The organism is Niallia sp. HCP3S3_B10 (genome assembly GCF_052064465.1).
GTDB classification, from domain to species: domain Bacteria; phylum Bacillota; class Bacilli; order Bacillales; family Cytobacillaceae; genus Niallia; species Niallia hominis.
The window spans coordinates 25,158-48,306 of sequence record NZ_JBQHVO010000013.1 but is presented as its reverse complement, the minus strand read 5'-3'; the positions used below and the strand labels follow the sequence as shown (position 1 = coordinate 48,306).

The following is a 23,149-nucleotide window of genomic DNA, read 5'->3' as shown; positions in this document are numbered from 1 at the left end:
AAATAGTAGCAAGTATCCTTTAAAATAATAGGTTTAGCACAGGGAATCAGAAAATTATTAAGTGGAGCTGCTGAGCAGTTAGTAATATATACCTAAACATAAAAAACGATTCATTAGCATGTGCTATTGAATCATCCTCCATTAGTTTGTGTTATTTGAAAGCCATTTTTCCCTTGTTTTTTCATATGATACATAATTTTGTCAGCGTTTTGCATTAATGTTTCTATATCTTTCCCATGATCAGGATAGATGCTTATGCCGATACTACAAGTAATAGAATGTAGCTTATTATCCATTCTGAGTGGATGGTTAAAAATCGAAATCAATCTTTTTGCATAATCCTCGACTTCTTGTTTTGTGTTCATACCTTCTACTAGGAGAATAAATTCATCTCCACCTAAACGGCATAGAAAATCATTCTCCCTTACAGAACCTTTCATCCTTGCAGCAATAAGCTTTAGTGCTCGATCACCATATTTATGACCTAGTGTATCGTTAATTTGTTTAAAATCGTCAATATCTATGAATAGCAAAGCAAAAGTTTTCTCCTTATCCTTACTATCCATTAATCTTGAAATGGTTTTATATAGATGCCGTCGATTCGGTAGTTCTGTCAGTGTATCATATAAAGCTTGTCTTTTTATAATCTTTTCATATGCCTTTCTTTCCGAAATATCTCTTGCAATCGTTGAAAGGAAATGAATATTTTGATTGTTAGCCTTGTGGGTCACAATTATTTGCGAAACAGGAATTTCTTTCCCCATAGAGTTAGAAAGAGTGTTTTCTCCCCTCCAAATACTTTTCTCAGCAGAAAGCTCGTTTTCGTTTATGTCAACAATTTTATTTGTCCATAACTGTGCGTTAACGGAATGTAATTCTTCTATTCCCTCAGGAATGCCAAGAAAAGCTCTAGCAGAAGGATTTAAATAGGTGGTATTTCCAAAGCTATCCGCTGTTGCAATTAAGTCTGGAGAAGCTTCGATAATATCTAGCAATTGTTGTTGACGATCTTGATTTTTCTTCCATAAGGTGATATCTCGATTTATGCCTCTATATCCGATAGTATTATTTTGATTATCTATTATGGGATTCGCATTTGTCTCGATAAATACTTCATGCCCATTGCGGTGAATCATCGTGAAATCTAGATTTTGTAAGGAACTATTATTCTCCATAGCGCTCAAGACAATTGCTTGAACTGATTCTACTTCATTTATTTTAATGAAAGAAAACATCGATTTTCCAAGTAATTCATTAGCGGAATATCCCAATGTCTCTTCTACGATGGAATTGGAATATGTAAATTCCCATTGTTCATTAATTTGCCAAATCCAGTCGTTTACATGCTCCACCAGCAAACGAAAAAAATCATTAGATGGTGTATCGTTATCTTTCATACTATTCATCGTTAAGTCTCCTACTAAAGAATAATTATAGGCAAATGGGTGTTTTCAGTATTTTCTATTATTTAACTATTATATCATTATTCGTCTATTTTTTAAAGAATACTTTGAAATCAAGGGATTAACCCCACAATTTAATATTGTTGATTCAAACCGATGGAAACCTTAATTGCTCATGTAAAAAAATTTCCTGAATAAGTGGTACAGGCTTCCTTTTTTGAATACGTTTAATATAGACGTTTATATTAGGAGGATCGTTAATGGATAGTATTTTATATTATATTGCCTTAGGTTTATCATTGGCAGCACCGATTGGGCCTGTGAATGCTGCAGTTATAAACAGAGGTCTTAGATATGGTTTTCGTCATGCTTGGGTTCTATCACTAGGTTCTCTATTGGGTGACGTTTTCTTCATCATTCTCGTATATTTTGGAGTAGCAAAATTAGCTAATATCCCTATTGTACAAACCTTTCTGTGGCTATTTGGTGCTTTTGTCCTCATTTACACAGGTATAGAAGGAGTCATGACAAAAACAAGTACAATCTCAAGAAGCAGTAAGGATACTAACTCTATGTTTCGATCGTTTATAACTGGGTTGCTTATGAGTATAATGAATCCGCTGTCGATTATCTTCTGGCTAGGAATATATGGATCTATATTAGCCACTACTATACATAATTTAAGTACAAGCACCTTATTATTGTATACAGGTTGTATGTTATTTGGTGTTGCCATCTGGGATCTCACTGTTTCGGTTTTATCGAGTTTCTTTCGAACGGTTGTCTCCGAACAGCTAATTACCTTTATCAGCAAGATCTCAGGTCTAATATTGCTTTTATTCGGCGGCTATTTTGGAATTCGGGGGATTCAATTCTTTTTATAAAAATCTTCATTTGAAATAGATGCCTATCTGAACCATTCTCTATTATTTATGGTTTTAGAGATATTTTAGATAAGGCATCTTTTTTTAGATTGTTTTTAACTTTACTAGACCATGTAATTGTTCCATCACATTATCAGATACAATTCCACCGTGATAACACACAATTTTTGTAATTGGATAGGTTAGAAACTTTTCAATCGATTGAATGGCAAGGTTCATATCCGGCGTATGTACTGGATTAGGTAGGTGAAGCTTTCCGTTTACAGCAGTTAATGCATCACCAGCAACCAAGGTCCCTGATTTTTTATGGAATAAGCTTATATGCCCCGGTGTATGGCCAGGTGTGTGAATTATCTCAAGTCCTTCATTAATAGGTAGTAATTGACCATCTTCTAGTGAATTGGTAACTTGGGCCTTTGGTGGGTGTAGATAAATAAACTTTAATGAGTCTGGTAATGCTTCCCATTGCTCTTCATTAAATTTAGCAGGATTTGCTTTTAATAAAGGTTGATTTCCTTCTATATAAGGGATATCCTCTTTATGTGCATATATGGTTAAATGCTGTGTGCATGCTGTTAATATTTCTGGTAAGCTTCCAATATGATCAATATCCTGGTGTGTTAACAAGATGTCTGTTAAATCTTCCAATGATTTATTTGCTTTAGCCATAACTAAATTTATGTCTTCCATATATCCAGGCATTCCTGTATCTATTAATAATGTTTGTTTTTCATCCCATATTAGGGTTGGGTGCATGACAAAGGAATTTTTTTCAATCGTCAATATCTCTATTCCTTTTAATTCTGCCATATAATTGTTCCCCATCTCTGATTGTTTTTTTATAAGTATAGCGGTTTCGTTTTAAATAGTAAAACATAATTTAACAGGAAGAAGATGTTTTTTATAAATGGAAAAATTGGGAAGGATATAAAGAAGAAAAACCGCACTTTCCAATTGAAAATGCGGTTTTCGTTGTCTATTTCATTAGTTTACAAATATTGTTTGTGAACTCTACTGGATCCTCAATGGATAAACCTTCAATTAGTAATGCTTGGTTATAAAGAAGGTTTGTATAAAGGGCCACTTTATCTTTATCATTCTCAAAAGCCTCTCTTAACGCTTGGAAAATTTCATGGTTCTTGTTAATTTCTAAAACTTTATCTGCTTTGATATTTTGATTATCTGGCATCATACTTAGGACTTTTTCCATCTCAATGGAGACTTCTCCTTCGGCAGTTAAGCAAACAGGATGTGATTTTAAACGAGTTGATACTTTTACGCCTTTCACTTTATCGGAAAGAATATCCTTCATATAATCAAACAATGCTTTATTTTCCTCTGTTGCTTCTTTTTCTTCTTTTTCTTCTTCCTGGTTAAGACCTAAATCACCGCTAGATACTGATTTGAATTCTTTTTCTTTATAATTAGCAATCATTTTAATGGCGAATTCATCAATATCATCTGTTAAATACAGAATTTCATATCCTTTATCGCTAACTAATTCCGTTTGTGGAAGCTTATCAATACGTTCAATAGAATCTCCAGATGCATAATATATAAATTTTTGATCTTCTGGCATTCTTTCTACATATTCATCTAATGATACTAATTTTTTCTCTTTTGAAGAATAGAAAAGTAGAAGATCTTGTAGCATTTCTTTATTCATTCCGAAATCATTGTAGACACCAAATTTTATTTGTCTACCAAATGATTCATAGAAAGATTCATATTTTTCTCTTTCATCTTTTAGTAGGCTTAGAAGCTGACTTTTAATTTTCTTTGTTAAATTCTTTTCAATACGCTTCAATTGGCGATCATGCTGCAGCATTTCTCTTGAAATATTAAGAGATAAATCTTCTGAATCGACCATACCTTTTACAAAGCTAAAGTATTCGGGCAGTAAGTCCCCGCATTTCTCCATAATTAAAACGCCATTTGAATAAAGCTCCAAACCTTTTTCATATTCTTTAGAATAATAATCAAAAGGAGTTTTTTCTGGAATATAAAGGATCGCGTTATAACGAATTGCACCATCTACGCTAACATGAATATGCTTTAACGGTTTGTCATAGCCATAGCGTTTTTCTTCATAGAAATTTTGATAATCTTCATCTGTTAATTCATTTTTATTCTTTCTCCAAATAGGAACCATGCTATTTAGAATTTGCTCTTCCCTAACTTCCTCGTATTCGTTTTCTGTGCCTTCTTTTAATTTACTTGAAGTCACTTCCATTTTAATTGGATAACGGATAAAGTCTGAGTACTTTTTAATAATCGATTTTAAGCGATATTCTTCTAAATATTCATCGTATTGATCTTCTTCGGTATTTTCCTTAATTGTCAGGATAATATCTGTACCGATTGCCGATTTCTCTGTTTCTTCAATGGTATAACCATCTGCACCTTTTGAAATCCATTTATATGCAGTATCACTATTTAATGATTTAGTAATTACTGTTACCTCATCTGCTACCATGAATGCAGCATAGAATCCAACCCCAAACTGCCCAATTATGTCATGGCCATCTTTCGAATCGTTTTCCTTTTTGAAAGCAAGGGAGCCGCTTTTGGCGATTGTACCTAAATTCGATTCCAGCTCTTCCTTTGTCATCCCAATTCCAGTATCGGAAATAGTTAATGTCCGTTTTTCTTTATCTGCTGTTATTTTAATAAAATAATTATCTTTTTCAAAATTAATGGTATCATCTGTTAAAGCTTTATAGTAGATTTTATCAATTGCATCACTAGCATTTGAGATTAACTCACGTAAGAATACTTCCCTTTGTGAATAGATGGAGTTAATCATCATTTCTAATAATCGTTTCGATTCTGCTTTAAATTCCTTTGTTTCGATCATTTTTATACACCCTTTCTCTTCATTCTTATGTAATAATATTAGCACTTAAAGTTCGTGAGTGCTAATCTATTAATTTAATATCATATTTCATAAGGTATGTCAATTATTAGGATGTTTAGAGAAAAAGAAGGCTAAGCATTAAATTTTTGATTACATTAATATCTGTAATGGTAGAAACCATTGGTTTGTTACTAGCTCTAACTTTTTGTTAAGACATCAAAAAAGGACACAAATCTTATGCGAAATGTGTCACAAATTAGCCTGATATTAATTGCGAAATCTCTTCCTTCTTTTATCTCTTCTTACGCGTATTTCCATTAATAAGGATCTGCCTCATGGCTTTTCTTTACTGCATCTTTGGTAGCTTGATTTGCATCTATTGTACCTTCACCATATTTTGATATACCTGCTTCACGTCCAGGTACATTTTCCTTAGCCATTTCTTTCATTTCTTTCATTTTTGATTCGATGCCTGCCTTCACGCGATTACCATAATCTTCATCTGCTTGTGTAAAGTGTTCAATCATCGCATCTTGAATTTTTTTATCGCAGATTGCCAGTGCTTCAGATAGATTTTTTATTAATTCATCGCGTTCCCAATCTTCAAAACTTCTGTATGTGTGTCCGGCTTGTCCATAGTTATTAGGTCTGTCTATTGGAGCACTCATTGCCGCTGCATTATACTTTGGCTGATGAGGAACACGGTTTTCTTTACCTGCTTCTTTAAAACCTCCGAGCATGGATGGCTCATAGTTAATATGTGGATTTTCACCAGACTCTTTCGGGTCACGTACATCCATTTGCCCACGATGTTGATTCGTACGGACAGGTGCTTTTGGTGCATTTACTGGTACTTTTAAATAATTTGCGCCAACACGATAGCGTTGTGTATCAGAGTAAGAGAAAGTACGCCCTTGTAACATTTTATCATCAGAAAAATCCATTCCATCTACAAGTACTCCAGTTCCAAAAGCAGCTTGCTCAATTTCAGCATGGAAATCGACTGGATTACGATCGAGGACCATACGACCAACTGGCAACCATGGGAATTTATCCTCTGGCCAAAGCTTTGTGTCATCGAGAGGATCAAAGTCGAGTTCTGGATGATAATCATCCTCCATGATTTGCACATAAAGCTCCCATTCTGGGTAATCACCGCGCTCAATTGATTCATATAAATCTTGTGTTGCATGACCTACGTTCTTAGCTTGAATGGATTCGGCCTCTTCTTGTGTTAAATTTCGGATACCTTGTTTTGGTTCCCAATGATATTTCACTAAAACTGCCTCACCCTGTTCATTAACCCATTTATAAGTGTTTACACCAGATCCTTGCATGTGACGATATGTAGCAGGAATTCCCCAAGGAGAGAATAGGAAGGTTATCATATGTGTAGCCTCAGGCGTACGGGAAACAAAATCAAACATTCGCTGTGGGTTTGGAACGTTTGAAGCCGGATCTGCTTTGAATGCATGAATCATATCAGGGAACTTCATAGCATCACGAATAAAGAATATTTTAAGGTTGTTCCCAACAAGGTCCCAGTTTCCATCTTCTGTATACATTTTTACTGCAAAGCCACGAGGATCGCGTGCTGTTTCAGGTGAATCTTTAGCTCCTGCAACTGTAGAGAAGCGAACCATTAATGGTGTTTTCTTCCCTGCGCCTGAAAATACTTTTGCGCGAGTATACTTTTCTACTGGCTCATTTCCAACTTTTCCGTAAGTTTCAAAATAACCAAAAGCTCCAGACCCACGTGCATGTACCACACGCTCTGGTACCTCTTCACGATCAAAATGGGAGATTTTCTCAATAAAGTGGTAATTCTCGAGTGTAGCTGGTCCGCGATCACCAATAGTACGGATATTTTGATTATCTAATACTGGATGACCTTGACGTGTCGTCAACGTTTCTCGTTCCTGATCTTGTCCGTTTTTCTTCTCCATTTCTTTGTTATCACTCAAAAAAATTACCTCCTAGTCATTAGTCCTTATTAATTGTATCCAATAAATGTTAATTAATTCTTTATAAGTAAACGAAAGGATGTACATATTAGATGGATAGATGGAAAGTTAATGTACAAACAAGAGAGGCATTAAAAAGTCCCGAAATTAACGCCTAAAAGAATTAATAATCATTTATGTACACAAATAAATGTATTAAGGGATTTTTACTAATACCCCTTTCCTTTCTTCTTTAACCCATTTATGTACGTAAGTAGTGTTACCAGATAAAGGATGGTTATGCATAGGAAAATACAAAGAGGCTGGGATATAAACATTTCAGCTAACAGTAAACACGAACAATTATGCGGTTGGTTTACATCATCGTTCGTATTTGTATTTTAGAAAAAGGTTTAAAAATGAAGTGAAATGGAGCGGAGGACGGTCGACTCCTGCGGGAAATAGAGGAAAGGCTGAGACCCCGCAGGCGCGTGCCGAGGAGGCTCAGCTTCCTCCCCGGCGCATCGACCGTCTGTAGCGCAATGGAACGACTTAGTTTTTACACTTGAATATATTTAAAACCATAAATAACCATAAATAACTAATATGAAAAAGTAGCTTTATTTAAGAGCTAAATTAGAGATTGTTCGTCTTTAAAGATTAGTTATTTAGATTTGTCCCAACCTCTAAAAGAGGAGAGACATGCCAGGAGCGTCTTGTTCTCTTTCTACAAACCCTAATTTTTTATAAAAGGGATGCTTCCCTTTCGCTGAGAATAATTGAATCGATTGAATACCTGATTGCTTACATTTATAGACGAGCTTTTCAATGATTTGCTTTCCTAGTCCTTTTCCCTGCTCTTCAGGATGAACCATGACATCACAGATTAATGATTGGTAAACTCCATCTGAAATCATACGACCGAAAGCAATAAGTTTTTGATTGTGGTAGATGGAAATGGAGTACCAGCTATTTTTAGCTGCTTCATATAATTGTTCTCTTGTATAGTTTCCTTTTTTACTTTTTAATAAGCCACTGTCCTCATGTAATAAGGCAAACTGTGAAAATGGTGGCAGCTCTTCCGTAATAAAATAATCCATACTTATTTTTCCCCTTTAATATCCGTATCTTCATAATAATATTTATACAATAATATGAATTAATATTCAATTGTTTTTTTAAAAAAAGCATATCTTTTTTTCGGATATGCTTTAACTGCCATTAGGTTGGCTTATTTTCTTTTTTCAATAACCAGATTTGCCAAATTAAAAAAGCTAACATCATGATAAATAGGAAAATAGATGAAATAATTGCCTTCCATTCCTCTGTCAAAGGAAATTGTTCAGTAATGACAGAGGGAAGGTTTACTAATATAGGAAGAAAAACAATCCATGATTTACTCCACCATGCAAACCAGCTTAAATAAGCAAATGGTATGAGTAAGAAAAGAATTTGCTTAAATAATGTATCAATCATATAAACCGGTCCCCAATTGTAATTTTAGGCTCTTCCCTTTTCGATTTTCTTTTCATAGTGGACTTCCACTCCTTCATACAGTAAGGAGAAGGAGGTGAAGGAGTGAAAAAAGTTATTAAAATTATCTTAATTCCCTTTTTATTTCTGATTACAGCTTGCTCTACTGATCCAGTTAAAGAGGATTTGCTTCAATATGTAAATGAAGATATGACAACAGCCTTTGAATTAGAGGCTAAGGCCGTGGCTGCGTATGATTCTGTGTCTGGACTCAATTATACGGATGATTGGACAATGTATGATACAATCCAAACAACAGTGATTCCCAATTATAATGAATTTATTAAAGAATTAAATAGGGTAAAGGTGGAAACAGACGAGGTAAGAGAAATACATGAAATATATATAAAGGGCGCTGATATTCAGTTTAATGCGTTTGTAAAAATACTTACAGCGTTAGAAACGCAAGATATTAGGCTTGTTGAAGAAGCGAATGCCATGCTGGAGGAAGCTCGCACACTTATACGTCAATATATGACTGAATTAGATAAGCTTTCAAAGGAGCATGAAGTAGAGTGGGATGACAGCACTGTAAGTGAATCTATTTAGAAAAACAAAAAACGAACAATTATACGAAATTTGTATAACTGTTCGTTTTTATTACTAGGTGGAATACTTATATCCCATTCTTAAATAGAACTTATTGAAATATTAGACAGATTTCTTCTTTGTTTCTTTTTTATTTAGTTGATTATAGAAAAGAATTCCGCTTAATAGTAATAAAACACCGAAACTAAATGTTTTAATATCTGCAGTTCCTGCGATAATTACCCAAACGGAGTAGATTGTCGCAAGGAATCCAATAACAAAATCCCATCTTCTTTCCTTCAGTGAATTATATGTTTCACCAGTTATAACTAATTTCAATTGGAAGATGGTTGAAATTAAATAAGGAACCAGATAGCTTAGTGTTGCAATATAAATAATAAAATCAAATGCTTGTGATATGCTTTTTGACACAGTCGAGAAAATGAATAATTGCCCTAAGATATTTGTTACGATTAAGGAAAATGTTGGAATACTCTTATTATTTTCTTTTAAGAAAGCTGGAATGAAAATTCCTTGTTTAGCAGCTGCATAAGGCACTTCTGCACTTAACATAATCCAACCAATTGTTGATCCGAACAAACTAATTAACCCTATACCTGCGAGCACTTTTCCTGCGATGGGACCAAGAACAGCTTCTATTGCATCAATTAAAGGCTTTTGTGAAGCGACCAATTGATCCTGTGTAAGAATGCCCATTACAAGGGTGCTGATTCCAATATAGATAGCTAAAGCAATTAATAGACCAAAGATGGTTGCTTTTTTTACATCGGATTGCCTCTTTGCTCTAGAAGCAAAAACAACTGCTGATTCTACACCGATAAATGCCCATAATGTTGTCATTGCAGCACTATTGATTTGTCCAAACAATCCAACTGACTTACCTACTTCATTTATTTTTGGTTCTGCAAAGGGTAGGATATTGCTTGATTCAAATGCAAATAACGCGATGATGATAAATAGCATAAAACCAATAACCTTTGAAGCTGTTGCAATAACATTTAATTTACCTGCGTTTTCCAATCCGTTTAAAATAATGTAATGTGTTCCCCATAATAAAATTGTACAGACAACGAATGTAAACGTATTTCCTACATAAAGAGTAAAAGAACCTATATTCAATAAAACGGCTTGACTTGTTAAAATCGGGAAAAACGTTGATAAATAACCAGCAAAAGTAGTGATAATGGCAACATTTCCAGTTAGATTACCTATCCAATACCCCCATGTAGACATAAAGCCAGAAAGAGTAGATTTTTTTGAATCTGGTTTAAATAATTCTTTCGCATAAATTTGTGGACCGCCCGTTAAATTAGGCTTACGAATGGCTAAATTCCCAAACACTAAGGCAGTTACCAGCACTCCGAATCCTGTTAATAGCCAAGCTAAGATAACCCCAGCAGGGCTTGCTACTTCCGATAATGATCGAGGAAGCATAAAAATTCCTGATCCTACCATATTACCTACAACTAAGGATATTAATATCCCTAATCCTAATGTTCCTTTTGAATTCATGTTTTTCTCCTTTAAGAAGTATTTGCTAAACGTATGACATAGGAGATTTACTTTAACACCTTAAATTCTTATACAACAAAATGTATTTTTATTATTTCCAAGGCATAAAAAAACACACCTCTAAATGGTGTGAAGGTAGAAAAACCTTCAGATATAAAGATAGTTCACCATAGTAAGATCCTATGACAGTCCTGCACCTATTCGTATGCAGTCCCAGCTACTATTATTAGAGAATAATAGTGCTTCGGCGACTTTTCCTTTCAAAAGCAATCAATGAGCTCTCTTTGCTCTTCCTCTTTTTACTAATAAAAATCGCAACCTCTACCTCATCTTGAGCTGATAAGGATTTTTAAATATAAAAAAGATATGTATTAGGTTATTCGATATATTTATTGATGTCAATGGAAAAACAAATAGAGGGAACTATCGGTAAATTCGCAATTATCGTAAATGCTTATTAGGTTGTAATTCTTTGAAGGTATATTACCAAAAATTACGTTTAACACAGGAGAGGATATGTAAAGAAGGAGTTAAGGATTGCATGAAAATAATGAGATGAAATAGAAACCAAGCTCTGTTGAATGAACAGAGCTTGGTTGTAAAAGCTTATAAGGTTGTAATAATCGGTTTCTCTTTTGTTATAATAACTGTATGCTCGTATTGTGCAACAAAGCTTTTTTCTTTAGTAGAGAATGTCCAGCCATCATTTTTTTCATAAACTTCTTCTGAACCAGTAGATATAAATGGTTCAAATGCGATAACCATTCCATCTCGAAGCAGGTCCGTATCCCATGAGTCGAAATAATTAAGGATATGATCTGGTTTTTCGTGCAGGGAAGTTCCTATCCCATGACCTGTTAAATTTTTAATTACCGTAAATCCGTGCTTTTTTGCTGTGTTGTAAACAAATTTTCCGATACGATTCTTCTTTGCTCCAGGCTTAAAGCATTTAAGTCCTTCTTCAAATGCTTCTTGTGCCACTTCACAAAGTTTGATTAGTTTAGGATCGCCATTCCCGACAACGAATGATTTACCTGTATCAGCAAAGTAACCATTTTTACTTGCAGATACATCGATATTAACTAAATCTCCTTCTTGAATTACTCGATCTCCGGGAATGCCATGTGCCACTTCATCATTCACAGAAATACAAGTATATCCTGGAAAATCGTACATATCTTGAGGGGCTGAAACTGCACCATGTTCAGCAAATAGCTTACCTGCTAAATCATCTAGTTCTTTTGTTGTCACTCCTGGCACTGTTATTTTTATTAATTCCTCTCTGATGATACTTACAATTTTACCAATTTCTTTCAGACCATTAATGTCTTGTTCATTCTTTACAATCATTTTAATTCTCCTTGTTCATCTATATCAGTTCTCGAATCCTTTTCGCGTCTATTATTATATGCTAATATTGGCAGTAAGTAAAAGGAATTTACCTATTAGAAGTTACTAATTATTTGAAATCCCATTCTTAAATTCCTAAATTTCTGCTCTCATTCTTTGTTTATTTCTCCTTGTGTATAGAATGTTTTTCACGAATTATTTCGACCGATTTTTCGATAAATTCCTTTAGGGTCTCCTCGTTAATATCAGCAAGCTTATTAATATATACACAGCCAACTCCAGCCTTGTGTTTGCCGATTCGCTCTAAATAAAAGGCTCTTGTTTCTTCCTCTGTCGTTAAATAGAGGCTGATTCTTGCTTTTTTAGGAGCGAAGCCAACGATAGGTGCATCTCCCTCATGACCTGTTGCATACTTGTAGTGATACGTACCAAAACCAATAATACTCGTCCCCCACATTTTCGGTGGTAATCCAGTAATATCAGAAAAAATGTCGATTAGTTTATAGGCATCCTCTTTTTTTGTATTACTTGTTAAGGATGATTCTATATATTCAACAACATCTTGATCTGTTTCCTTTGTTTTTAATTTATACATGAAAAGTCTCCTTTTCTTTCTATTATAAAGCTAGTTTCAAAATTTGAATGATTAGTTTTTTATCTTTTTAAATTAATTCACATATCCTCTTACTAGTCTTCATAGCATGTACAAGAAAGGATGTGTAGAGACTCGGATGTTCAGTGTAACCATTTTACTAAGCTATATCTTGTTAGGCTTTACATTAGCTGCACCAATTGGACCAGTAAATTCTGCGAGAATTGATAAAGGAATAAAAAATGGTTTTTGGCATGCCTGGATTGTAGGGTTTGGTTCCATGCTTGCCGATGGTATTTTTATGATAATGGTATATATCGGAATGGTTCATTTTCTTGAGATAGCCATCGTGCAAATATTCCTTTGGCTTTTTGGCGGATTTGTATTAATTTATACAGGGTTTGAAAGCATTATTGGAGCTCAGAATCTCAAGCTTGATTCCCTTAGGGGCAAAGATTCCCTGTTTAAATGTTTTCTAACAGGATTTATTATGTCTATTACTAGTCCTTTATCTATTCTCTTTTGGTTAGGAATATATGGATCTGTTTTAGCTAAAACCGCCCAAGAAAATGGGACTAGTTCCTTGTTGGTTTATAGTAGTATGATTTTTCTAGGTCTTACAATATGGGATATAATTGTTGCAGCCTTAACAAATGGCTTTAGGCGGTTTCTTACACTTGGAACATTAAGAGGAATTTCCGTTATTTCTGGACTATCTTTAGTTTTATTTGGCGCATATTTTGGTTATCAAGGGATTGTAAAATTATTCTTTTCTTCCTAGAAACAATCTAGTAACCATTTTATTTAGAGCGATTTTTTATTGATTAATTTTATGCAAAAAAGACGCTTTGTGTTACAGCGTCTTTTTTGACATTTGTTTGATTTTGTTTAATCAGCTAATCCCCAAACAGAAACACTTTGGGCATTTACAGGGAAATTACCAAAACCATCTTTCCCTATTTTCACTCGATCTTTTCTTGTATTCGTAAAATCTATCCACTCTTCCCCACTTCGTGTTTCGCTAACAAACATTTTTTTGCTGCCTTCTTCTTTATTAGAAATGACGACAGCACATCCGGATCTTTCTATTTCCGTCTCACCATGGCGTACCCAGCCAATTACATTGGGATCATCAAAATAATCATCTTGATTACCATATGCTTTTTTCTTTCGTACATACAGTAATGGATCAATTGCAGCCTTTTTTCCTTCCATTGGAAGTTCTCCGCCAATTCCAAAGTAATCGCCATAGAAAATCGTTGGATAGCCATCTTTTCGAAGCAATATTAGGCTATATGCTATCTGCTTAAACCAATCCTCTACCCAAGATTCAAGCGATTCACCTGGTTGGGTATCATGGTTATCGACAAAGGTAACGCAATTAAGCGGATTATCTTCCACTAACGTTCCTTCAAAGATTGTAGAAAGATCAAAATTACTGCCCTCCATAGAAGCAGTATGCAATTTATAGTGAAGAGGAACATCAAATAAATCGATTGTATAGTCTGTTTGCTGCAAAAATTCCTGACATTCGTTAATATCTGCTTTCCAAAATTCTCCTACGAAATAGAAATCTTCTTTTTCTTCTAATATGGAATGGGCAAATTTTTTAATAAAGGAATGATTAATATGTTTGATTGCATCTAATCGGTAGCCATCACAATTAAGTGTCTTGTAAAGCCATTTTCCCCATGAAATCATTTCATTTTGGACGAGTTCATTATTATAATCGATATTGGCGAACATTAGATAGTCATAATTCCCGAATTCATCATCAACATTTGTATTCCACATTTTATTTTCGCCGATAATCCTAAAGACTCCAGCTTTTTTAGCTTTGTTATCATAATCTGTTCCATTAAAATGCTGAAAGTTCCACTTGAAAGGGGAGTAAGTATCCCCTCTTCCTGGAAAGGTAAATTTCGTCCATGCTTCTATTTCATGTGGTTCAGATATTTCTTCTTCTCTATTTTCAGGATTCACTTCAATAGCCTTAATCGTTTCTTTTTCATCTGCTGCTGCCTTATGATTCATGACAACATCGACATAAACTTGTATGCCAACATTATGACACGCTTCTATTGCATCATGTAATTCCTGTTTTGTGCCATATTTGGTCCGGATGGTACCCTTTTGATCAAATTCTCCTAAATCATAGACATCATAAACGCCATATCCATTGTCATCTTTGGAAGCCGCTTTTGTAACTGGGGGAATCCAGATAGAGTCAATACCTACTTCTTTTAATTTTCCTGCTTGCTCTTTCAAACGATTCCAATGTTGTCCATCAGCAACTAAATGCCATTCAAAAAACTGCATCATTGTTTTATTTTCCATTTATCTATTCTCCTACTCCATAAAATATAGCTTATCTTTTTTAGAATAATTAGTTAAGCTTTCTTATGAAGTAATTCTACCCAGAATGATGGATTTTCAAGCCTATTTATAAATAAGTAGGTTATTGGGGGATATCTAAACAACACTGTTACTTATTGTATGATGGCTTTCCGTATTCATTTTCATCATTTTTAGTAAAAACCTATAAACCAAAAGAGTATTAATAATGGAATTGACCAATGAACGATTTTAAATGATCAGCAGTCTTTGCGAGAGTCTTAGCAGTAGCATGGACTTCTTCAAATGATGCTAGTTGCTCTTCTGTGGATGCAGATAGTTCTTCGGATAATGCTGCGTTTTGTTTACTAAATTCATATAAGGATTCAAATGTTTCGACAAGCGTTTTAATATGCTTATATACTTCTTCAGAAGAAAGTGTTACTTCATCAATAATCGGTGCAGTTTCATTCATACTAGAAGAGATAGCATGAAATTTCTTTTTAACTGAAGAGATGACAGAAAGACCACCATCAACTTGCTTGTGGACAAGTGTCATCATATCTACGGTTGAATGGGTATCTGTCTGTATTTCTTTCACTAAATATTCGATTTCCCCCGCTGATTTTTGGGTTGTCTCTGCCAATTTTCTAATTTCTTCTGCCACTACAGAAAAACCTTTGCCATTTTCTCCTGCTCTAGCTGCTTCAATCGCGGCATTTAATGCTAAAAGATTCGTTTGGTTGGCAATAGTACTTATTAATTGAATAATAGATTCGACTTCCTTGGAACGTTTATGTAATGTTTCTATTTGTTTATCTGATTTTATTACAGAATCAACAATTAATTGCATTTGAGATTCTGCCTGATTAATAGCAACTTCCCCTTCTTTTGCTTTCTCTAAAGTGCTATTGCCCAATTTGGACATATAGAGAGAATTCTCGCGTATTAATCCTGTTTTCTCTGTAATATTTTTTATTTTTTTAGTGCTTGTTTCGACTTCTTGCTTTTGATGCTCGGCACCTGAAGCTATTTCTTGTATGACAGATACTAAATCTTCTACTATCTTTGTCGAAGAAGAGGAGCTCGCGGTAAGGTTATCACTAGATGCAGCAACCTGTGTAATGCTTTTTTCTAAATGTTTGATTAATCGTTTTAAGTTTTCTTGCATTTTCTGGAAGGATATTGTCAAATGCCCAATTTCATCTCTCCTTTTCACTACTAATTCCTGTGTTAAATCTCCTTTTCCAACAAGAGCTGCTTTTTCTTTTATTTGATTTAAAGGCTTAATAATGGACTGTATATTTCTATAAATAAGAATAGAACCTATAATAATAAAACCGATAATTGCAAAGAATGATGCTCTTAGTATTGGAAAGGAAGCATCCGAAACTTCTTCTACATACATAGATCCAGCAATCTTCCAACCAGTTAGATTATTGGTGAGATAGGTTAGCTTTTTCTCTTTATTATCAAGGCTGTAGGAAAAAGCACCTGTTTTTTCTAATTTCATCCTTTCAATATAGTTTTCTGTCCCAACTTCGCCAATTTTTTCTGTTGGATGAGCCATGTAAGCAAATTTATCATCCAATAGAAAAGCATAACCTTCCTTTCCTATTGTGATATTATTCACAAAAATTTGTATGGCACTCAGCTTAATCTTCAAACCGATAACCTTCTTTCGATCTTCGGTTATGCCAGCAATCGTAACGACCATTTCGTTGGTACTAGCAGATATATAGGGATCTGATATATATATATCATCTGGATTCTCCTCTGCTGCAATAAACCATTCACTTGCAGTTGGATCATAATTTTCTGTTACCTTGTCTGCTGGCTGCTGTATATATTGTCCTTGTTTCGTAGCAAAAAATATACTGTCAATATCATCATAGAAATAGTAGTATTTTTCTAGCATATTGATAACAACATCATCTGATACAGACTTATTTGGTTCCCCCCATTCCTTTCGAAGCTTGTTTACTTGCTCAATTTTAGTTGATAATTCGGTTGTAATATTTCCGTTTAGCTGCTGAATCTGTTGGTACGCATTGGCCATCATTTCTTGTTCTAATTGTTTCTTAGAATTGACATAAGAGAATACACCAATAAAAATGGTAGGAATAATTAATAAAATGAAAAAGCTTGCGTATAATCTCTTTTTAACTGTCATGCTGTTCTGTAATATTTTTTTCATATTCTTTTTATAACCCCTTTATGAATAAATATAGGACTTATTCATTATAAATGAAACACTTCAGTCTATTGCAAAAGAGGTAAAATTGTCATAATTACGCCTTAATTGAACAAAAAAAAACCCTTATTTTCTACAGATAGTGATGTAAAAAGATAAGGGGAGTTTCTTCTTCCTTATTGTTTATTTTTAGCAAACTCTTTTTTGATTGCTGCTAATAACTCTTTATTCGTTAAGATTTCTAAACCAGTTAGTGCCATCGATTTTGCACCTAATAACATTGCATCTCTTCCTTGCTCCGACATAGCTGCTTCTCTAAACTCATGTGTATGACATGCATAGGATTCGTTACAAATTTTCACATACGGGTGAATGGCTGGTACTACTTGGCTTACATTTCCCATATCTAGCGATCCAGAACCATCTCTTTGTTCGTGAATTTCAATTTCTTCTACTCCTAAAGAAACTAGTTGCTTAGTAAAGACATCAGATAACGTTTTATTTGTAATCATGTCATCATAGGAAAATTCATAAAAGCTAGATTTCACGGTAGCACCTGTTTGGAGTGCTGCTCCTTCAGCGCATTTTTTCACTTTTTCAACTAATATATTTACATCTTCTCTTTTTCCTGCTCTTACATAGAATTGAGCCACTGCATAATCAGGGACGATATTTGCAGCTTTTCCACCCTCTGTGATTACACCGTGAATTCGTGCATCTGGTTTTATGTGCTGTCTTAATGCATTAATACTATTAAAAGTATGTAATACTGCATCTAGTGCATTAATTCCTAGATGCGGACTTGCAGCAGCGTGGGCAGATTTTCCAAAGAACTCAAATTGAATGGCATCCATTGCAAGCGAGTCGCCACTCTTCATATAGTTATCTAAAGGATGAACCATCATAGCTACATCCAATTCTTCAAAAATACCGGCTTCAGCCATAGTCACTTTTCCGCCTTTTGTTTCTTCAGCAGGTGTACCATAAACAATAACCTTTCCCCCTGTTTCTTCTAAAACCTTACTAAGACCAATTCCTGCTGCAATCCCCATTACAGCTATTAAATTATGTCCACAAGCGTGACCTAATTCTGGCAATGCGTCGTATTCTGCCATATAACCGATAGTGGGTCCTTCTTTTCCGCTATCGTATGTGGCTTTAAATGCAGTAGGTAAATCGCATATCCCAATTTCGACATGGAAGTCATGCTCTTTTAATGTATCTGTCAATATTTTGCAAGCTTTAAATTCTTCATGTCCTAGTTCAGGATTGTCGCCGATATATATACTTATATCTTTAAATTTAGCTTCATTTTCGTTCATTGCATCTATGATGATTTGTTTCATTATTTTCGCACCTTTCTCTCTTTTATACATTACTAGTTTACCAATTTTCTATAAAAAAGCTAGTAAAAAATGCGTAAAAATAATAATCAGAGTATATTTATGCATAAAAATAGAGTTTTTTTTTCGCCGCTAATGACGATAAAAAAACTGGCTAATCTCTTGATTAAAGAGTTTTAGCCAGTCTACATTCACTTAATATTTTTCCCATAAAATATTTCATTCATTTCTTGCGTTAGCTTTTCTGTAATAAAAATGCGATCTTCTAGTTTAAGTTCCTCTTCTTTATAGCCAAATAAATAATTATTTAAATCAAATTGTTTTAGCTTACATTTTGTATGAAAGATATTCTCTTGATATATATTGACATCAATCATATCAAATTGTGCTTTAACATCATCAGGTATATAGTTTTGGATGGAATTTATGTCATGGTCGATAAATAATTTATGGCCATGAATATCGCGGGTAAACCCTCTAACACGGTAATCCATAATCATTATATCTGTATCGAAAGAGTAGATTAAATAATTTAATGCCTTTAAGGGAGAGATTTCTCCACAAGTAGAGACATCGATATCGGCGCGAAAGGTACTGATTCCTTCATCTGGATGATATTCAGGATATGTATGAACCGTAATATGACTTTTGTCGAGATGCATCACAACAGAGCCTGGAAATCCTCCTGGTAGTGGTCCTGGCGATTCTTCAAATACTTCCTTTGGTGCTTCAGATACTGGTCCTTCTGAGACGAGTAATGTAACGCTTGCCCCTTGTGGTTCATAATCTTGCTTGGCTACATTCAACACATGGGCTCCAATGATATCTGAAACATTTTTTAATATCTTCGTTAAACGATCTGCATTATATTGTTCGTCAATATATTGTAAATAGGCTTCACGTTCACTCCTAGTCCGTGTATAGCATATATCATACATATTAAAGCTTAAAGACTTTGTTAAATTATTAAATCCATGTAGCTCTATGCGCTGCTGAGGTGTTAAACTCATGTTTATCCCCCTTTTTCTAACATGTAAGTATAATTATGTTACCCGAACAGATGGTAGATTAACCAAAAAATCGCTAATCTCTTGTATTCCTTTCTATCGGAAATAACAAAAGATTAGCGATTTAATTTTCCTTTAAAACATACTTAATTCATATTTGCTTGCAAGTATTTCTAATAGTTTTAATCCGGCAACACTATTTCCTTTGTCATCGAGGGCAGGTCCGGAAATGCCAATTCCAAAGCGATTTGGTACCGCACCTAATATCCCGCCGGCTACCCCACTTTTTGCAGGAATTCCAACCCGTACGGCAAATTCTCCAGAAGCATTATACATTCCGCATGTTACCATGAAAGTTTTGCAAATGCGTGCAACATGTGCAGGCATTAATTGCTTATTTGTAATTGGTTCCTTGCCATTTAAAGCAAAGACAATCCCAATTCTTGCTAAATCTAAGCAATTCACTTCTATAGAGCATTGTTTTGTATATAAGTCCAATAATTCTTCTACATCTTCATTAATAATGCCATGTTGTTTCATAAAAAAACATAGTGCTCTATTTAAATGAGATGTTTCAAATTCTGATTTTGCAACCTCAGCTGAATAGCTAATTTCCTCATTTCCAGATAGCCTTTTTACAAAATCAATTATTTTTCGAAACCGCTCTTCAACCGAATTCCCCTTAATCATATGAGTAACTGCCAGTGCACCAGCATTTATCATTGGGTTTAATGGTTTAGATGGATTGCTCATTTCTAGTTTAACGATGGAATTAAACGGATCACCCGTAGGCTCATATCCTACTTTGCTAAAAACGTATTCTTCCCCTGATTCCATTAAAGCTAGAGCTAATGTAATTACTTTAGAGATACTTTGTAACGTGATTTTTTCTTGAATACATCCAGCAGAATAACAAGTACCATCAGGATGATAGATTGCCACAGATAAATCATCTGGATTTGCTTTACTTAGAGCGGGGATATAATCGGCTACTTTCCCTTCTCTTGTATACTGCTTTGCTTCCAAAAGAATGCTTTCTAATTCTTCATTTGATTGACAAGGCAATTTGATCACCAACTTTGCAAAAGATTTTTTAAGCTTCTTTGATCAACTTAAATAAGTTTATCTTAATTTAAGTATAACGTTAGAAGCGCAAGAAGAAAAATAGTGCTTATTTCATAACTACTAAAGATATAATTTCTCCAGTTCATCTGAAGTCAATGGTTTACTATAGTAATAACCTTGGACAATTTCGCATTCATGCTTCTGAAGAAAGTCCACTTGTTCTTTTGTTTCAACACCCTCTGCGATGACGATAAAATTCATATTATGCCCCATATCAATAATTACTTTTGCTAACGATCCCTTATGCTTTGGATGACTGATATCATCGATAAAGCTTTTATCGATTTTAATTGTATCAATCGGTAGTGATCTCAAATAACTTAATGACGAATAGCCTTTTCCAAAATCATCAATGGATATTTGAAAGCCAAGTCGTTTTATACTATTTAGTTCAATTGTTGCTTTTTCTATATTCTGCATGATACTTTCTGTTATTTCTAACTCTATTTTCGCTGTGTTTATTTGAAGTCTTTTCACCTCTTTTTGAAGAAAAGGAAAGAAGTCGCTGTATTGAAATTGGCGTGCAGAAATATTGATTGCGAGCTTTATATCTTTTTTGCCCGCTAGATCCCATTTTTTCTTTTGCATAAATGCATGTGTCAATACCCATTCCCCTATAGATAGCATTAAATTCGTTTCTTCTGCAATGGGAATAAATTCATCGGGAGATAAATAGCCATATGCAGGGTGTTTCCAGCGTAAAAGTGCTTCCACTCCATATATGTTTCCTGTAGTATTATTTATTTGTGGCTGATAATATAGTTCTAATTCATTATTAGCAATTGCCTTTTGAAGAGCCATCTCCAATTCCATTTTTCTTGCCCCTTTTTCTGCATTAGAGGAAGAGTAAAATTGATAATTGTTTTTTCCATAATCTTTGGCAACATACATAGCTGCATCCGCATTTTTTATTAATGATTCTTGTTCTTTGCCATCCTCAGGAAACATGCTGATACCAATGCTAGGTGTTACGAAGAATTCATCTTGCTTCACAATAAATGGAACAGAAAATTGACTAATGATTTTTTTTGCTACTTCCGATGTCTCCCATTTTGTTTTATTCTCTAATAAGATTAAAAATTCATCTCCACCTAAACGTGCTACAAAATCATTCTCTTTTATAGCAGATTTTAACCTATGGGCTACTTTTTTTAATATAATATCACCAGTACCATGCCCTTTTGTGTCATTAATCCGTTTAAATTGATCCAAATCTAGAAATAATACAGCCATTGTTTGAACTTCATCACAGTTTAATAAGCGGTCGTTTAAAAAGCTTATACAACTATTTCGATTTGGTAATTCTGTTAATACATCAGTGAATGCCAATTGTTTTATTTTTAATTCTGTTTGCTTTCGTGACGTAATATCTCTTCCTAGTATTAATACAGCATCCTGTCCTCCGAACAGGATGCGCATACAATGGATTTCTAGTAATAGCTTTTCCCCATTTCCTTTCATGAAATCAATTTCCATTTCGATCACTTGTTTCTTTTGTTCTATTCCTTTATTAAATTCTTGAACGATATAGTGAAAAGTCTCTTCTGGAAAAAGATCATTAACAGAAAGACCGACTAATGGGCTGTGGTCACTTTCAAATATTTTTATACCGGCTTTATTTATATAATGTAATTTATAGTCCATAACTACCGCGATGATATCTGGAGACATATCGACTAGCTTCGTAAATTTATCTTCATTTTCTTTATTATCGGTTATATCTATCAATACACTAGTAAATTCCTTCATTTCTCCAGTAGCTTTTTCAAAAACGGCAATCCCTCTATCTTTAATCCAACGAATTTTTCCATTTGGTTTAATGATCCGGTAATTGCTAACAACGACATCCTGTTTCGTAAGAAGCTCTGCTCGCTCCTCTAAAACTTTTTTATCATCGGGATGAATGACTTCTTTCCATAGATTATGGTTTTTGTAAAAATCCTCAACGGAATATCCGTAAATGGTTTCAATTCCAGCAGTAATCATTAATGTATTGGTTTTTAAATCATGAAACCAAATGGCAATATCTAATGTTTCGAAAATCGATTGCAATTTTTTATTGGTTTGTGCATATTCTCCTAGAACATAGGTGATTTTTTTTATTAATTGATAAAAAACATAAAGTAACCCAGCAGTAATGATAAGTTGTAACAGAATAAAAATGACTCTATTGATACTTGTAACAAAGACATTAAGTATCACAGAGAATAAAACAAAAACGCCAATTGCGATAATCCATTTTAATTCACTGTGTTTATAATCCATATAAGAACTCCTTACTCTTGTCATAGATGCTAATCATGTGATATGTACCGAAATAAGTATTTTGGCAAAACATTATATTGATACCCGATATTCAGTGATTAAAACCTCATTAATACCTTTGTCCTTGCATGTACAATTAGAATACACTTATTATAATTTGTTTATAAGTTGAAAAATTCTTTTCCGAAGGATTTTTTTTTGATGGTAGTGAATGTGGAATTTAATTGTAATAATAACGAAGAAAGGTTATAAAGTAAG

General features: G+C 34.1%; 18 protein-coding genes and 1 riboswitch. Of the genes, 3 read left to right on the top strand and 15 right to left on the bottom strand.

The window, feature by feature from the left end; translation table 11 throughout:
- Nucleotides 1-131: 131 nt before the first annotated feature.
- Nucleotides 132-1,406 carry a diguanylate cyclase domain-containing protein gene (locus ACTNDN_RS08510; protein WP_031537738.1) on the bottom strand — a complete coding sequence of 425 codons (1,275 nt, stop codon included), beginning with the start codon at nt 1,404-1,406 and terminating at the stop codon, nt 132-134.
- Between the two features lie 257 nt (nt 1,407-1,663).
- Here ACTNDN_RS08510 and ACTNDN_RS08505 point away from each other — a divergent pair, with 257 nt between their 5' ends.
- Nucleotides 1,664-2,287 (top strand): LysE family translocator, encoded by a 624-nt coding sequence (locus ACTNDN_RS08505; protein ID WP_031537736.1) that lies wholly within the window; start codon nt 1,664-1,666, stop codon nt 2,285-2,287.
- An 84-nt stretch (nt 2,288-2,371) separates the two neighbouring features.
- Here the strand turns inward: ACTNDN_RS08505 and ACTNDN_RS08500 are convergent, their stop codons facing one another.
- The 5 genes from ACTNDN_RS08500 to ACTNDN_RS08480 all read right to left on the bottom strand — a co-directional run bounded on the left by ACTNDN_RS08500 (nt 2,372) and on the right by ACTNDN_RS08480 (nt 8,563).
- A complete protein-coding gene (locus ACTNDN_RS08500) occupies nt 2,372-3,097 on the bottom strand; it encodes an MBL fold metallo-hydrolase (RefSeq protein WP_031537734.1) in 726 nt (241 codons plus the stop codon).
- A 166-nt stretch (nt 3,098-3,263) separates the two neighbouring features.
- Nucleotides 3,264-5,141, bottom strand: coding sequence for a molecular chaperone HtpG (htpG, locus tag ACTNDN_RS08495; protein WP_441131086.1), 1,878 nt, complete (start codon nt 5,139-5,141; stop codon nt 3,264-3,266).
- Nucleotides 5,142-5,461: 320 nt separating this feature from the next.
- Nucleotides 5,462-7,090, bottom strand: coding sequence for a catalase (locus tag ACTNDN_RS08490; RefSeq protein ID WP_231512557.1), 1,629 nt, complete (start codon nt 7,088-7,090; stop codon nt 5,462-5,464).
- A 683-nt stretch (nt 7,091-7,773) separates the two neighbouring features.
- Nucleotides 7,774-8,187, bottom strand: a complete 414-nt coding sequence (locus tag ACTNDN_RS08485; protein ID WP_349205022.1) for a GNAT family N-acetyltransferase — start codon at nt 8,185-8,187, stop codon at nt 7,774-7,776.
- Nucleotides 8,188-8,308: 121 nt separating this feature from the next.
- Nucleotides 8,309-8,563, bottom strand: coding sequence for a hypothetical protein (locus tag ACTNDN_RS08480; RefSeq protein ID WP_441131064.1), 255 nt, complete (start codon nt 8,561-8,563; stop codon nt 8,309-8,311).
- A 102-nt stretch (nt 8,564-8,665) separates the two neighbouring features.
- On the opposite strand from ACTNDN_RS08480, the gene ACTNDN_RS08475 reads away from it, so the two are divergent.
- Nucleotides 8,666-9,169, top strand: coding sequence for a hypothetical protein (locus ACTNDN_RS08475; RefSeq protein WP_031537725.1), 504 nt, complete (start codon nt 8,666-8,668; stop codon nt 9,167-9,169).
- Nucleotides 9,170-9,271: 102 nt separating this feature from the next.
- On the opposite strand, the gene ACTNDN_RS08470 is transcribed toward ACTNDN_RS08475, so the two are convergent.
- The 3 genes from ACTNDN_RS08470 to ACTNDN_RS08460 all read right to left on the bottom strand — a co-directional run bounded on the left by ACTNDN_RS08470 (nt 9,272) and on the right by ACTNDN_RS08460 (nt 12,626).
- Nucleotides 9,272-10,681 carry an amino acid permease gene (locus ACTNDN_RS08470; RefSeq protein ID WP_031537724.1) on the bottom strand — a complete coding sequence of 470 codons (1,410 nt, stop codon included), beginning with the start codon at nt 10,679-10,681 and terminating at the stop codon, nt 9,272-9,274.
- Between the two features lie 152 nt (nt 10,682-10,833).
- Nucleotides 10,834-11,013, bottom strand: a riboswitch (Lysine riboswitch).
- Between the two features lie 274 nt (nt 11,014-11,287).
- Nucleotides 11,288-12,031 (bottom strand): type I methionyl aminopeptidase, encoded by a 744-nt coding sequence (gene map, locus ACTNDN_RS08465; protein WP_031537723.1) that lies wholly within the window; start codon nt 12,029-12,031, stop codon nt 11,288-11,290.
- A gap of 160 nt (nt 12,032-12,191) precedes the next feature.
- Complete coding sequence (locus tag ACTNDN_RS08460; RefSeq protein WP_031537722.1) at nt 12,192-12,626, bottom strand: DUF1801 domain-containing protein; 435 nt, start codon at nt 12,624-12,626, stop codon at nt 12,192-12,194.
- A 136-nt stretch (nt 12,627-12,762) separates the two neighbouring features.
- Between ACTNDN_RS08460 and ACTNDN_RS08455 the strand changes: the two genes are divergently transcribed.
- Nucleotides 12,763-13,404 (top strand): LysE family transporter, encoded by a 642-nt coding sequence (locus ACTNDN_RS08455; protein ID WP_031537720.1) that lies wholly within the window; start codon nt 12,763-12,765, stop codon nt 13,402-13,404.
- A 107-nt stretch (nt 13,405-13,511) separates the two neighbouring features.
- Here the strand turns inward: ACTNDN_RS08455 and ACTNDN_RS08450 are convergent, their stop codons facing one another.
- The 6 genes from ACTNDN_RS08450 to ACTNDN_RS08425 all read right to left on the bottom strand — a co-directional run bounded on the left by ACTNDN_RS08450 (nt 13,512) and on the right by ACTNDN_RS08425 (nt 22,891).
- Nucleotides 13,512-14,960, bottom strand: coding sequence for an alpha-amylase (locus tag ACTNDN_RS08450; RefSeq protein ID WP_251628265.1), 1,449 nt, complete (start codon nt 14,958-14,960; stop codon nt 13,512-13,514).
- Nucleotides 14,961-15,180: 220 nt separating this feature from the next.
- Nucleotides 15,181-17,154, bottom strand: a complete 1,974-nt coding sequence (locus tag ACTNDN_RS08445) for a methyl-accepting chemotaxis protein (RefSeq protein ID WP_031537716.1) — start codon at nt 17,152-17,154, stop codon at nt 15,181-15,183.
- A 173-nt stretch (nt 17,155-17,327) separates the two neighbouring features.
- The gene (locus ACTNDN_RS08440; protein WP_251628269.1) at nt 17,328-18,497 is read right to left on the bottom strand and encodes a M20 family metallopeptidase; all 1,170 of its coding nucleotides are present in this window, start codon (nt 18,495-18,497) and stop codon (nt 17,328-17,330) included.
- Nucleotides 18,498-18,685: 188 nt separating this feature from the next.
- Entirely contained in the window at nt 18,686-19,504 is an 819-nt protein-coding gene (gene speD, locus ACTNDN_RS08435) for an adenosylmethionine decarboxylase (RefSeq protein WP_031539923.1), read from the bottom strand.
- A gap of 132 nt (nt 19,505-19,636) precedes the next feature.
- Nucleotides 19,637-20,566 (bottom strand): glutaminase A, encoded by a 930-nt coding sequence (glsA, locus tag ACTNDN_RS08430; protein WP_031539925.1) that lies wholly within the window; start codon nt 20,564-20,566, stop codon nt 19,637-19,639.
- Nucleotides 20,567-20,686: 120 nt separating this feature from the next.
- The gene (locus ACTNDN_RS08425) at nt 20,687-22,891 is read right to left on the bottom strand and encodes a sensor domain-containing protein (RefSeq protein ID WP_441131063.1); all 2,205 of its coding nucleotides are present in this window, start codon (nt 22,889-22,891) and stop codon (nt 20,687-20,689) included.
- Nucleotides 22,892-23,149 lie beyond the last annotated feature (258 nt).